The sequence below is a fragment of the Alcaligenes faecalis genome (genome assembly GCF_041521385.1).
GTDB classification, from domain to species: domain Bacteria; phylum Pseudomonadota; class Gammaproteobacteria; order Burkholderiales; family Burkholderiaceae_B; genus Alcaligenes; species Alcaligenes faecalis_E.
Window position 1 is genome coordinate 378,576 of sequence record NZ_CP168006.1, and the last position, 12,683, is coordinate 391,258.

The 12,683-nt window shown below is 54.3% G+C and carries 12 protein-coding genes; 1 reads left to right on the top strand and 11 read right to left on the bottom strand.

The features are described from left to right. Window positions 1-311: 311 nt before the first annotated feature. Entirely contained in the window at window positions 312-2,903 is a 2,592-nt protein-coding gene (clpB, locus tag ACDI13_RS01755) for an ATP-dependent chaperone ClpB (protein WP_316988922.1), read from the bottom strand. A gap of 324 nt (window positions 2,904-3,227) precedes the next feature. On the opposite strand from clpB, the gene ACDI13_RS01760 reads away from it, so the two are divergent. After that, window positions 3,228-3,956 carry a helix-turn-helix domain-containing protein gene (locus ACDI13_RS01760; RefSeq protein ID WP_009455938.1) on the top strand — a complete coding sequence of 243 codons (729 nt, stop codon included), beginning with the start codon at window positions 3,228-3,230 and terminating at the stop codon, window positions 3,954-3,956. Window positions 3,957-4,093: 137 nt separating this feature from the next. Here ACDI13_RS01760 and ACDI13_RS01765 read toward each other — a convergent pair whose 3' ends face one another. The 10 genes from ACDI13_RS01765 to aceA form a co-directional block, all read right to left on the bottom strand. Continuing rightward, entirely contained in the window at window positions 4,094-4,348 is a 255-nt protein-coding gene (locus ACDI13_RS01765; protein ID WP_316988923.1) for a hypothetical protein, read from the bottom strand. 67 nt (window positions 4,349-4,415) lie between these two features. Then, the gene (locus ACDI13_RS01770; protein ID WP_316988924.1) at window positions 4,416-4,619 is read right to left on the bottom strand and encodes a FixH family protein; all 204 of its coding nucleotides are present in this window, start codon (window positions 4,617-4,619) and stop codon (window positions 4,416-4,418) included. An 18-nt stretch (window positions 4,620-4,637) separates the two neighbouring features. Next, complete coding sequence (gene ccoG, locus ACDI13_RS01775; protein ID WP_316988925.1) at window positions 4,638-6,137, bottom strand: cytochrome c oxidase accessory protein CcoG; 1,500 nt, start codon at window positions 6,135-6,137, stop codon at window positions 4,638-4,640. A gap of 37 nt (window positions 6,138-6,174) precedes the next feature. Beyond that, window positions 6,175-7,089 carry a cytochrome-c oxidase, cbb3-type subunit III gene (gene ccoP, locus ACDI13_RS01780; RefSeq protein ID WP_316988926.1) on the bottom strand — a complete coding sequence of 305 codons (915 nt, stop codon included), beginning with the start codon at window positions 7,087-7,089 and terminating at the stop codon, window positions 6,175-6,177. Beyond that, window positions 7,086-7,259, bottom strand: a complete 174-nt coding sequence (locus tag ACDI13_RS01785) for a cbb3-type cytochrome c oxidase subunit 3 (RefSeq protein WP_094197090.1) — start codon at window positions 7,257-7,259, stop codon at window positions 7,086-7,088. Before ACDI13_RS01785 ends, ccoP begins: the two co-directional genes overlap by 4 nt. Further along, window positions 7,260-7,919, bottom strand: coding sequence for a cytochrome-c oxidase, cbb3-type subunit II (gene ccoO / locus ACDI13_RS01790; protein WP_316988927.1), 660 nt, complete (start codon window positions 7,917-7,919; stop codon window positions 7,260-7,262). A gap of 10 nt (window positions 7,920-7,929) precedes the next feature. Further along, on the bottom strand, window positions 7,930-9,417 hold the full coding sequence (ccoN, locus tag ACDI13_RS01795) for a cytochrome-c oxidase, cbb3-type subunit I (RefSeq protein ID WP_094197092.1): 1,488 nt from the start codon (window positions 9,415-9,417) through the stop codon (window positions 7,930-7,932). A gap of 182 nt (window positions 9,418-9,599) precedes the next feature. Further along, window positions 9,600-9,785 carry a cbb3-type cytochrome oxidase assembly protein CcoS gene (gene ccoS, locus ACDI13_RS01800; protein ID WP_316988928.1) on the bottom strand — a complete coding sequence of 62 codons (186 nt, stop codon included), beginning with the start codon at window positions 9,783-9,785 and terminating at the stop codon, window positions 9,600-9,602. A 1-nt stretch (window position 9,786) separates the two neighbouring features. Further along, window positions 9,787-10,755, bottom strand: a complete 969-nt coding sequence (locus ACDI13_RS01805) for a hypothetical protein (RefSeq protein WP_316989018.1) — start codon at window positions 10,753-10,755, stop codon at window positions 9,787-9,789. Window positions 10,756-11,338: 583 nt separating this feature from the next. Next, the gene (gene aceA, locus ACDI13_RS01810) at window positions 11,339-12,646 is read right to left on the bottom strand and encodes an isocitrate lyase (protein ID WP_316988929.1); all 1,308 of its coding nucleotides are present in this window, start codon (window positions 12,644-12,646) and stop codon (window positions 11,339-11,341) included. Between the last annotated feature and the right edge of the window lie 37 nt (window positions 12,647-12,683).

The following is a 12,683-nucleotide window of genomic DNA, read 5'->3' on the forward strand; positions in this document are numbered from 1 at the left end:
AATTAGCAAACCATCACCCATCTACGACACGGAGCAGCAACACTCATCTCAATGCTGACCGACTAGTGTTCCAATCGCTTCAACCCAAAACAACATCGCACAGCATCAAGACCGCGTACTCCGACTATCAATGAGGACAACCGCCTTGGAAAATCCAAGGCGGTTTTTTCTTTGCAGCGTTGATGACGAGATACGGCACGGTAGCCTACTTCACCACCTCGTCTCCAGCGACTGGATTGATCAGTCTCTCCGAGAATCAAAATGGCTAATCAAACCATCCGACAGCACCATCGCCATCAGAGCCCTGCTCATTACTGAATGCTGCGACTAAACGTAAACTCACCGTCCTTCCAGTCCACAGGCACCACATCTTTAGGACCAAAGCGGCCTTCCAAAATCAGCCGTGCCACCGGGTTTTCAATATACTGCTGGATAGCACGTTTCAAAGGACGGGCACCGAACACAGGATCGAACCCGGCCTTGGCCAACTGCGCCAAAGCAGCATCGCTCACTTCCAGATGCATGTCACGCTGAGCCAGGCGCTGATCCAGACGTTCAAGCTGGATACGAGCAATGGACGCAATGTGTTCTGCTTCCAGACCGTGGAACACCACCACTTCGTCGATACGGTTCAGGAACTCGGGGCGGAAATGCTGTTTCACCTCTTCCCACACCACGTCCTTGATCACATCGTAAGGTTCGCCCGACAAACGCTGAATATGCTGTGAGCCCAGGTTGGAGGTCATGATGATCACCGTATTGCGAAAGTCCACCGTACGGCCCTGACCATCGGTCAAACGGCCATCATCGAGCACCTGCAAGAGCACGTTAAAGACGTCAGGGTGTGCTTTCTCCACCTCGTCCAGCAAAATCACCGAATACGGTTTGCGACGCACAGCCTCGGTCAGGTAACCGCCCTCTTCGTAGCCCACATAGCCGGGAGGCGCCCCGATCAAACGAGCCACCGAGTGTTTCTCCATGAATTCGCTCATGTCGATACGAATCATGTGATCCTCGGAGTCAAAGAGGAAGTTGGCCAATGCCTTGGTCAGCTCGGTCTTGCCCACACCAGTTGGTCCCAGGAACAGGAAGGAGCCATACGGGCGGGACGGATCAGACAAGCCCGCACGCGAGCGACGGATGGCATCCGACACCAAACGTACCGCTTCACCTTGACCGACCACACGTTTGTGCAGATAGTCTTCCATCTGCAAGAGCTTTTCACGCTCACCCTGCATCATCTTGGACACGGGGATACCGGTTGCACGCGAGACCACTTCTGCAATTTCCTCGGCACCGACCTGGGTACGCAGCAAGCGGGGCTTGTCCTGATCAGCCTTGTCCATATTGGCTTCAGCCGCTTTCAAACGCTCTTCCAGCTCGGGCAGCTTGCCGTATTGCAGCTCGGCCAACTTGTCGAATTGGCCCTTGCGTTGCAGCTCGGCCATTTCGGCACGAACCTTCTCGATTTCCTCTTTAACGACTTGCGAACCCTGAACCGCCGCTTTTTCGGCCTTCCAGATTTCTTCGTAGTCGTTGTACTCGCGCTGCAGCTTTTCCATCTCGTCATTGATGGCCTGCAAACGACGCTGAGAGGCCTCGTCGGTATCCTTGATGACGGCTTCACGCTCAATCTTCAACTGAATGATGCGGCGATCCAGCTTGTCCATGACCTCGGGCTTGGAGTCGATCTCCATACGGATACGGGCCGCGGCCTCGTCGATCAGGTCAATGGCCTTATCGGGCAGGAAGCGATCCGTAATGTAACGCTGCGACAGCTCGGCTGCGGCCACAATGGCGGGGTCGGTAATCGCCACACCGTGGTGCAGTTCATAACGTTCCTGCAAACCGCGCAGAATCGCAATGGTGGACTCCATATCCGGCTCGTTCACCAACACCTTCTGGAAACGACGCTCCAGAGCGGCATCCTTCTCGATGTACTGGCGGTACTCGTTCAGCGTAGTGGCACCAATACAGTGCAGCTCGCCACGTGACAAGGCGGGTTTGAGCATATTGCCCGCATCCATGGCGCCTTCGGCCTTGCCGGCGCCCACCATGGTGTGCAGCTCGTCAATGAAAACAATGGTTTTGCCATCATCCTTGGAGAGTTCTTTCAAAACTGCTTTCAGACGCTCTTCAAATTCGCCACGGTACTTGGCACCGGCCAGCAAAGCCGCCAGGTCCAGCACCAGAACGCGCTTACCCTTCAAGGTTTCAGGCACTTCGTTGTTCACGATACGCTGCGCCAAACCTTCCACAATGGCAGTCTTACCCACCCCTGGCTCACCAATGAGCACAGGGTTGTTCTTGGTACGACGCTGCAAAATCTGAATGGTGCGACGAATCTCGTCATCACGGCCAATCACCGGGTCCAACTTGCCCAGACGAGCACGCTCAGTCAGGTCAGTGGTGTATTTGTCCAAGGCTTCACGATTGCTGTCACCTTCGGCGTCATTCACATTGGCTCCACCGCGTACGGCTTCAATGGCCGCCTCCAGCGCACGACGCTGCAAACCCGCGTCGCGCAAAGCACGACCGGTTTCGCCCTTGTCATCAGCCAAGGCCAGCAGGAACAATTCGCTGGCGATATAGGTGTCACCGCGCTGAGCGGCTTCCTTGTCGGTTTTCGCCAAAGCAGCTTGCAGAGCCGAGCTAAGCTGCTGCTGACCTTCCGCCCCTTGTACCTTGGGCAAATTGGAGATCAGGCGGTTAAGCTCGTTTTCCAGACGGGGAATGGCAACGCCCGCACGAGCCAGCAAGCTGCCTGTGCCAGAGTCGGCATCCGCCAGCAAGGCGACCAGTACGTGAGCAGGTTCCAAATAGGGATTGTCTTCGCGAACAGCCAGGCTCTGCGCATCGGCTAGAGCCTGTTGAAACTTCGTTGTCAATTTATCGATTCGCATAGAATTTTCACTTGAGAAAATATGCGATAAGCTAAAGCAAACAGTTACTCAATACTGCTCGCCCAGATCTCGCAACAAATAACAGGATGAATTGAAGATAAGGACAAAAACCCAGTATTCAAGTGTTTAGATCGCTTTTAAACAACAACCGGGCAAGAATGGTCTGACTACGCTGTACCCGGCATGAGCAGCCGTTTCCCGCATGAGAAGAGCCTTAAGAACTAAACATATTAAGGATTAGCGGGAATACCAACCAATAAAAAGCTACAATTACACTTGATTTGACTCAAAGATTTCGCGTTTCGCCATCTGACATTATTCCTTATGCAAAAACGTATCTCGGTTACCGCTGACTCCATACGCTGCTCCAGCTGTATGCTCAATGAGGTGTGTCTACCTCTTGGGATGCCTAAGCATGAAATGGAGCGGTTGGACGAATTAGTCAAGGAGCGCATCCGCATCCCCAAGGGCGGCGTGCTGTTTCGACTGGCCGACTCAGTCGAGGGAATCTATGGCCTGCGCTCTGGTTCAATCAAGATGCAGTTGGAAGACTCCACCGGCCACATCCAGATTACGGGCTTTTTGTTACCAGGAGAAATCCTTGGCATGGATAGCCTGGTTGAAAATCGCCATGTCTCCCACGCCATCGCCCTGGAAGACAGCGAGGTCTGTGTGATCCGCCTCGATGATCTGGACCGCCTGTCGGCCCAACTGCCTATCTTGCAACAACAGTTCCGTCGCTTGATGAGCAAGGAAATCAACCGCGCTCATCAATTGATGATGACTTTGGCCGGACTGCGTTCCGAGCAACGCCTGGCCGCCTTCTTGCTGAACCTGTCCCAGCGCCTGTCGCTGCTTGGCTATTCCCCTTACGAATTCATTCTGCGCATGAGCCGCGAAGAAATCGGCAACTTCCTGGGCCTGACACTGGAAACCGTCAGCCGCCTGTTCTCGCGTTTTGCACGCGAAGGTCTGCTGAAAATCTCCCAGCGCGAAGTTCACTTGCTGGATCTGGCCGCCCTGCGCACCCTGGCCGGCACAGAGTGCGACTAATCCCCCTGACTGCTACCTGGGGACGCAGGCGGGTTACTGGACGTCTCTAAGCCTACTGTATCGCTCCCCTGCGTCAAACGCTTAAAAAAAAGCACATGCAATTTGCATGTGCTTTTTTATCTTGGCCAATGCATGCTTCAGTCCAGGCTATCTGCCGGTTCAGCCTGTAGCGCTGGCGAACCGGCTGACATATACAAACTAAGCGCACACGCCACCGCAGCGGCCAGCCAAAACAGAAAAAACGCCACCGTATAAAAAGTCAGTCGATCTACTTGCATATGTCCAAGCACAATGATGTCCAACGGGTCTACCAAAGCAAACACAATTGCACTCAGCACCCCGGCGACCAGGAATGAAGGCCACAGTATCCACATCAACGATCGGATGGTCATTCGTACCCCCTTCTTGAACGGAAACATACTTTTCTCAACCCCAGCGTAACGGTGTATCAACTACTTTTTAAGGCTGCTCGGGTGCCGACTCTACCTTGCTGACAACCAGACCCTGTTTGACCCCCCCATCTGTAATCCCTTGATTACTGAAGTTCTGGAAGGCCAGCACAATGGTAATGACACAGCCCACGATAGCCAGAGCTGGCCCCGCCATCAACAACCATGGCCACGGCTCGCGCCACCAGGGTCCACTGTCCTTTGATTCGTCCATGTTTTGCTCTTTATAAAGTTACTGAGGAATGTAAAAACTACTACGTTCGTTCACATACGTCTTGCGGCCACCTTCATGCTCGCCCGTCGCCTGAATGGAAATATCATACAGGCCCGGTTTGGCACTACTAATTGGGACTTGCACCACAACCGGCAGCAGCCTATTGCCGGCAGGCGCCACCTGAATATGATCCTGGCCGTTCTCGGTCAAATGAATACGCGCGCCCTCCAGACCAGTGACAGACAACTGCAGCTCCATAGCCTCTTCCGAGGTGTTGATGACTTGCAAACGGAACACGTTCTCAATCATGCCACCGGGCACTTCACGTCCCAGTGCACCACGGTCACGGATCACATCCACACGCATGGGCGTACGGGTCGCCAAGGTATAGACGAAAGCACCACAAATAACGCCCAGGATCAGGATATAAGACAGCACACGCGGACGCAGCATACGGCGTCGCACCTGAGACTGCGTCATGCGTTCCTTGATGGCACGCTCCGAGGTGTAGCGAATCAGGCCTTTTTCATAGCCCATCTTATCCATGACCTGGTCACAGACGTCCACACAGGCGCCACAGCCAATACACATGTATTGCAGGCCATCACGAATATCGATTCCAGTCGGGCAGACCTGAACACAGAGACTGCAATCCACACAGTCGCCCATGCCCGCCTCTTTGTGATCAATCTTGCGAGATCGGCCACCGCGGGTTTCACCACGCACGAAGTCGTAGGTCACCACAAAAGTATCGCTGTCCACCATGGCACTTTGGAACCGTGCGTAGGGGCACATGTACTTACAGACGGCTTCGCGCATGAAACCAGCGTTACCCCAGGTGGCAAAGGCATAGAACAAGAGCCAGAACCACTGCCAAGGGCCCAGGGACAAAGCGATCAGTTCACCACCCAATTCGCGGATAGGAGCGAAGTAGCCAATAAAGGTAAAACCGGTCCACAAAGCGATCACGACCCACAGGAAGTGCTTGGTGGCTTTGAGGCGTAGTTTGCGAGCGTTCCAGGCCTGCTCATCCAGGCGGATACGCGCCAGACGGTCTCCCTCTACCTTGCGTTCGACCCACATGAAGATCTCGGTGTAGACCGTCTGCGGACAGGCGTAGCCACAAAACAAGCGGCCCGCCATGGCAGTGAAAAGGAATAAGGAGAAGGCAGATATCAGCAGCAGCACCGTCAGGTAAATAACGTCCTGAGGCCACAGAATCATGCCAAAGATATAGAACTTGCGCTCCAGCAGGTCAAACAGCACGGCCTGACGACCATGCCATTCCAACCAAGGCAAACCATAGAAAATGATCTGCGTGAAATACACCATCCAGATCCGCCAACGGGCGAACACGCCCTTGACGGATCGTGGATAGATTTTACTGCGGACATCGACCAGCGCCTTCTCGACTTGCGGAGAGGTTCCACCCGCTCCCTTGGTGTTACGTGGAGGTTGCCACTTGGGCACAGTTCCCTGCGCATTATCAGCACTGGGTTGGGAAGAATCACTACTCATTGCATGTCCTGAAGACGTCAGATCAATTTAAAACACGTTAGTTAGCTTGGGTAGGCGCGGGATTGGACAAGCCCCAGACCCAACCTGCCAGCAACCGGATCTGCTCTGGCGTCAGCGTTCCTTTTTGTGCCGGCATCTGGTTCGTGCGGCCCTGTAGCACCGTCTGAACAATCGTGGCCTCGGAACTGCCATACAGCCAGTAATCATCTGTCAGATCAGGCGCCCCCATCAGCGTGTTACCTTTGGCATCCGCACCGTGACAGGCAAAACATGCGCTGTCGTACACGCGCTTGCCCGCAACCAGACGCAAAGGATCTGCTGCCAGGCCAGACAAAGAACGCACATACTGAGCCACATCCGAGGCTTCAGCTGGGCTGAACTGGGACTGTGGCGGCATGATGCCGGTACGGCCTTCAGTAATGGTGTACAGAATTGCATCGGGCTCGCCCCCCCACAACCAGGCTTTATTAGCCAGGTTAGGAAAGCTCGGGGAACCCTGAGCGTCCGAGCCGTGGCACTGGGCGCAGTTATTCAGGAACAGGCGCTGACCAATTTCACGAGCTTGCGAATCATGAGCAATCTCTTCAATAGGCATGTCGCGGTAACGAGCGTAGACAGGCTCCAGGCGCGCATTGATTTCGGCCTGCTGTTGCTTGACCTGCTGACCAGCGGTAAAGCCCAAGGTGCCCTTGAAACTACCCAAACCGGGATACAGCACCAGATAACCCAAAGCAAAGATACACAGGCCGATATACATCACCGTCCACCAGCGAGGCACAGGTGTATTCAGCTCGGTCAAATCGCCGTCCCAGACGTGACCGGTCTCTTCCACGTCTACGGTTTTGCCCAGAAATGCGCGCTGGGTAAAGAGCAGCCATAAACAAAATATAATGCCAAGCAAGGCAATGCCGGAAATCCACAGGCTCCAGCCATTATTAAAAAAGTCACTCATTCGGAACCCCCAGGGTTTTTATCGTTGCTTCCCTCGTCGGGCAAGGCGAAAGGCAGAAGCGCGGCTTCTTCGTTGGCCTGGCGGCGTCCCCGAGAGAACGCCCACCAGCAAATGCCAAGGAAGGTTGCCATCGCCAAAGCAGTCATAACACCGTTGATGATGGCTACCATTTAGAAGCTCCCCTGCTCCACAGCCTTGGCAGCTGCGTCGCGACTGGCCACACCCAAGCCCTGCAGATAAGCGACGACCGCGTCTTCCTCGGTCTTGCCTACCAATTGCTCTGGCGCGGCATCAATTTGTTCCTGCGTGTAAGGCACACCCAACTTACGCAGCACATTCATACGGTCCTGGATATTTGCCCCTTCCACCGAGTTTTTCTGCAGCCAAGGATAGGCAGGCATATTGGACTCTTTCACTACATTGCGTGGATTGCGCAGGTGAATGCGGTGCCACTCGTCGTTGTAGCGCTGACCCACACGGGCCAAATCCGGGCCGGTACGCTTGGAGCCCCACAAGAAGGGGTAGTCGTACACCGACTCACCAGCCAGCGAATAAGGACCATAGCGTTGTACTTCGGACTGCAACATACGGATCTGCTGGGAGTGACAACCTACACAACCCTCGCGGATGTAGATGTCACGCCCCATCAGGCGCAAGGGCTCGTACGGCTCAACCCCTTCAGTGGGCTGGGTGGTCGAGTGCTGAAAAAACAAAGGAACGATTTGTACCAAGCCCGCGAAGGAAATCACCAAAATACTCAGAATAATCAGCAGCCCGGTATTTCTCTCGATCGTGGCATGAGAAAAGCGTTTATTAGTGTCATTAGCCATGATTTACTCCTTAGGCCAGCAAGGTGGTCTGGCCCACCAGTGCTGGGTCGCGGGCATCCGGGTTTTTCAGAGGCACAACAGGGTTGATATCTTTTTGACCTGCACGAATGGTCAGAAACACGTTCCAGGACATGAGCAAGATACCGGCCACAAAGAAGGCGCCGCCCAAAGCACGGATTGCGTAGAAGGGGTAAGTCGCCTTCACGACCTCCACAAAGCTGTAGGTCAAGGTGCCATCCACACTGGTAGCACGCCACATCAGGCCTTGCATAACGCCGGCAATCCACATCGCGGCGATATACAGCACAACGCCCAGGGTCGCCAGCCAGAAATGCAGGTCGATCAGACGAGGACGAGCCATTTCAGTGCGGCCGTACAGACGTGGGATCAAGTAATACAAGGAGCCGAAGGTGATCATGGCAACCCAGCCCAGCGCACCGGAGTGCACGTGACCCACTGTCCAGTCGGTGTAGTGCGACAGCGCATTGACCGTACGGATAGCCATCATGGAACCTTCAAAGGTAGACATACCGTAGAAGGACAAAGCCACAACCATGAACTTCAGGATGGCATCCGTACGCAGCTTGTGCCAGGCACCGGACAAGGTCATGATGCCGTTGATCATGCCACCCCAGGAGGGGGCCAACAGAATCAGGGAGAACGCCATACCCAGCGATTGCGTCCAGTCTGGCAAAGAGGTGTACAGCAAGTGGTGAGGACCGGCCCACATGTACGTAAAGCCCAGAGCCCAGAAGTGGACAATGGACAAGCGGTAGGAGTAAATGGGACGGTTGGCCTGTTTGGGGATGAAGTAGTACATCATGCCCAGGAAGGACGTGGTCAGGAAAAAGCCCACGGCGTTATGGCCGTACCACCACTGCACCATGGCGTCCTGCACACCGGCGTAGGCCGAGTAGGACTTCATGAAGCTGACTGGCAGTTCCAGGTTATTGAAAATGTGCAAGACAGCGATCGTGACAATGTAGGAGCCAAAGAACCAGTTGGCTACATAGATGTGACGCACACGGCGCTTGACGATCGTGCCAAAGAACACAATGGCGTAAGCCACCCAGACCAGCGTGATCAGGATGTCGATGGGCCATTCCAGTTCGGCATACTCTTTGGAGCTGGTGTAGCCCATAGGCAGGGTAATGACCGCAGCCACCAGCACAGCCTGCCACCCCCAAAAGGTAAAGGCAGCCAGCTTATCGCAGAACAAACGGGCCTGACAGGTACGCTGTACCACATAGTAGGAAGTGGCAAACAAGCCAGTTCCACCAAAGGCAAAAATCACAGCGTTCGTATGCAGTGGACGTAAACGCCCAAAACTAAGCCACGGTGTGTCGAAATTGAGTTCTGGCCAAATCAACTGCAAGGCAATAAAAAGGCCTATTGCCATGCCGATGACGCCCCAAAATACGGTCATGATGGTGAACTGTCTCACGATCCCGTAATTGAAGACTTCGGCGTTATTTCCGACTGCATCGGAAGTGCCCATTTGCTTCCCCTAAACAAACATTGTTAATACAAGCGACAACAACTTACATCATCCCGCAAGTCGATAAACTGCTACTTGATGCTTATCAAAAAACATCGGAAAGCACGCATTCGTGCGTATTTCCGCCCTGCAGACTGTGTGTCGCCGACCATTTGCAGGGCTAAAAAACAAATCAGTAAGAATCAGGTGTCAGGTGGACGCTCTGCGCCCGACAGACCCGCTGTGGAGTCGTCGTCCTGCAAGATGGAGTCAGCCGCATTGCCCGTATCTTCAAACTGGCCAGCAAAAATGGCCCACCAGAAAGACACGCCGATAACAATGACCAAAAAAATGGAGATAGGGATCAGGACCAGCAACGAGCCAAACATATCAGCCCTGCCTTGCTGCTGGGCCCGTCCACTGGGCCGGTACCTCGCGGCTGCGGCTACGATAGATGCGCCAGGAGTTGGCCGCCACGGCCAAAGAGGACACCAGCATACTGACAGCGGCCAACCAAGGGGCCACAATCCCCACGGCAGCCAAGGGAGTCATAAGCAAATGCCAGATAATCGAACCATACAGGTTTTGACGGGCGATGCGACCCGTTTGCTGGGTCAGCTGTACCACTTCAAACTCGCTCTTGGCAGGTCGAGCCAGCAAGCCGGCATGCGCTGAAGCAACGGCGGAGGGAACCGACATGGACATGGCACAGGGACAGCTCATGACCAGCATGGCAACCACAACGGGAACGACGTGCGAAGGGTCCATCCAGTACCAGACCAAACCAAAGGCGGCGGCCAGTACCAGTTGAATGCTGACAAACCAGAATGCCAAGGTATTGGCATGACCTGTCACGGACTGGCGAAAGCGTTCGATCAGGTCATGGGATGCGGACTGCATCACAGACTGGCGCGCGCAAAGCTCCAAATAACGGGCCGTCAACAAAAAGGCCACGAACATCGTGACCGAGTCGTAATACACCTCGCCCTGCTGCGTCCAGGTGTTGTAGACGCTGGGCAGGAAGGCGCCAACAATGCCCAAGGCCACCGGCACATCCATGCCTACGCGACCTTCGGACAAGCTTTTCACTGCCCCTTTCAAGATAGGCCAGGCACAGTACAGGACAACGGGCATGGTCAAGCACAGACCGGCCCAGTTCATGAGCACAATGACTTGCGAGAGCGATTCGATATCTTCCGCGCGAGTGCTGAAGGAGCGCATATAACCCGGAAAAGCAAACATCATCACCTGCATGGCAGCCAGCCAAGACAAACCCAAACGGGCTAAGGTGTGTCGCCGACGCGACCGCTGCTCATCAGTGAGAGGCTTTGGGAGAGAAAAAATCGAATATGCGCGCATGGAAGGACTATAAGCCACTGATATTTCTTCATTCTTGATTTAAATCAATACGACTTTGTTTGGATCCTATATCGTTGTCCCTATGCATCTTGTTCAGGCCGTTCCCCCCCCAACACGGCGCTAACTGTTCAATGCTTTCAAGGCTGCTACTTGGCAGCCTTTTTTTTATGCCAAAACACAAGGTAAAACAACGATTGTGCATTGGCGATTTGCTCCTTGCACAGCCAAATCCAGCACGCCCTCTCGCTATGAGAATGGATTTATTATCAATACCTTGCATGAAAAAACGCCGCTCTGTGCATACCAATCAACTCACGAAACAGTGAACCCTCAATTTAAAAGCAGGCAGCTCTGACCACCCGTTTCACAAATCTTTTCGTGCCCGTTTTTCACGCTTTTTTTTGCACTTCCACAGCCTAAAAAAACCACTGCCATCAAATATCAAGCCTTAAAATTTGATATTTGAAAAATGTAGCTTTTAAGCAAAAAGTCTGTACCCAAATAAAAAAGCAGCCCACCGACTGGAGCGTACGGTGGGCTGCCTGCAACCAGAGAAGGGGCTATCTACCCTTCCCTGTCCTGCTTATGCCTCGGAGGGCGCAAACTGCTCGGCTTCGGTCGAGCCGGCCAGTGCGGTTGTCGAGGACTTACCGGCTTCCACTGTCTGAGTGACAGCGTCAAAGTAGCCTGTACCCACTTCGCGCTGGTGTTTCACAGCGGTAAAGCCCAGGGGTGCAGCAGCGAACTCTTTTTCCTGCAGTTGAACGAAGGCGCTCATCTGGTTGCGGGCGTAGCCGTGGGCCAGTTCGAACATGCCATAGTTCAGTGCGTGGAAACCAGCCAGGGTAATGAACTGGAACTTGTAGCCCATGGCACCCAGCTCGCGCTGGAACTTGGCAATGGTAGCGTCGTCCAGATTCTTCTTCCAGTTGAACGATGGCGAGCAGTTGTAGGACAGCAACTTGCCAGGAAACTGACGATGGATGGCTTCCGCAAAGCGACGTGCGTATTCCAGATCCGGTGTGGAGGTTTCGCACCAGACCAGGTCGGCGTAAGGCGCGTAGGCCAGACCACGGGCAATGGCTTGGTCCAGACCGGCACGAGTGCGGTAGAAACCTTCCACCGTACGTTCATCCAGAATGAAGGGGCGATCATACTCGTCCACATCGCTGGTGATCAGGTCTGCTGCGTCTGCATCGGTACGGGCAACCAGAATCGTGGGAACGTCCAGCACGTCAGCCGCCAGACGAGCAGCCACCAGCTTGGAGATAGCCTCACGAGTGGGCACCAGCACCTTGCCACCCAAGTGTCCACATTTCTTGGCTGAGGCCAGTTGATCCTCGAAGTGAACGCCAGCAGCACCCGCCACAATCATGGCTTTCATCAGTTCAAATGCGTTCAGCACACCACCGAAACCGGCTTCCGCGTCGGCCACAATAGGAGCGAAGTAATCCACGTAGCCTTCGTCGCCCGGGTTCACCCCTTCCATCCACTGGATCTGATCACAGCGGGCCAGGGAGTTGTTGATGCGACGCACCACGGAAGGCACCGAGTTAACGGGGTACAGCGATTGGTCAGGGTACATTTCGCCGGCGCTGTTGGCGTCGCCAGCCACTTGCCAACCCGACAAGTAAATCGCTTTCAAACCAGCCTTGACCTGTTGCATGGCCTGGTTACCCGTCAGGGCGCCCAGTGCATTCACAAAGGGTTCCTGATTGATGGATTGCCACAGACGCTCAGCGCCACGGCGAGCCAGCGTGTGCTCCTCGACCAGAGAACCACGCAAACGAATGACTTCCTCAGCGGTGTAAGCACGCTTGATACCTTGCCAGCGTGGATCTTCTGCCCAGCGTTTTTGCAAGTTGCGGATCTCAGTTTCTCGAGCATTCATGATGGACTCCTAAGATGGATTTAACAGTGAACAAGAT

Bases quoted from the DNA above. Each gene is read 5' to 3' on its own strand.
- clpB (WP_316988922.1), bottom strand. From the start codon at position 2,903: ATGCGAATCGATAAATTGACAACGAAGTTTCAACAGGCTCTAGCCGAT.
- ACDI13_RS01760 (WP_009455938.1), top strand. From the start codon at position 3,228: ATGCAAAAACGTATCTCGGTTACCGCTGACTCCATACGCTGCTCCAGC.
- ACDI13_RS01765 (WP_316988923.1), bottom strand. From the start codon at position 4,348: ATGACCATCCGATCGTTGATGTGGATACTGTGGCCTTCATTCCTGGTC.
- ACDI13_RS01770 (WP_316988924.1), bottom strand. From the start codon at position 4,619: ATGGACGAATCAAAGGACAGTGGACCCTGGTGGCGCGAGCCGTGGCCA.
- ccoG (WP_316988925.1), bottom strand. From the start codon at position 6,137: ATGAGTAGTGATTCTTCCCAACCCAGTGCTGATAATGCGCAGGGAACT.
- ccoP (WP_316988926.1), bottom strand. From the start codon at position 7,089: ATGAGTGACTTTTTTAATAATGGCTGGAGCCTGTGGATTTCCGGCATT.
- ACDI13_RS01785 (WP_094197090.1), bottom strand. From the start codon at position 7,259: ATGGTAGCCATCATCAACGGTGTTATGACTGCTTTGGCGATGGCAACC.
- ccoO (WP_316988927.1), bottom strand. From the start codon at position 7,919: ATGGCTAATGACACTAATAAACGCTTTTCTCATGCCACGATCGAGAGA.
- ccoN (WP_094197092.1), bottom strand. From the start codon at position 9,417: ATGGGCACTTCCGATGCAGTCGGAAATAACGCCGAAGTCTTCAATTAC.
- ccoS (WP_316988928.1), bottom strand. From the start codon at position 9,785: ATGTTTGGCTCGTTGCTGGTCCTGATCCCTATCTCCATTTTTTTGGTC.
- ACDI13_RS01805 (WP_316989018.1), bottom strand. From the start codon at position 10,755: ATGCGCGCATATTCGATTTTTTCTCTCCCAAAGCCTCTCACTGATGAG.
- aceA (WP_316988929.1), bottom strand. From the start codon at position 12,646: ATGAATGCTCGAGAAACTGAGATCCGCAACTTGCAAAAACGCTGGGCA.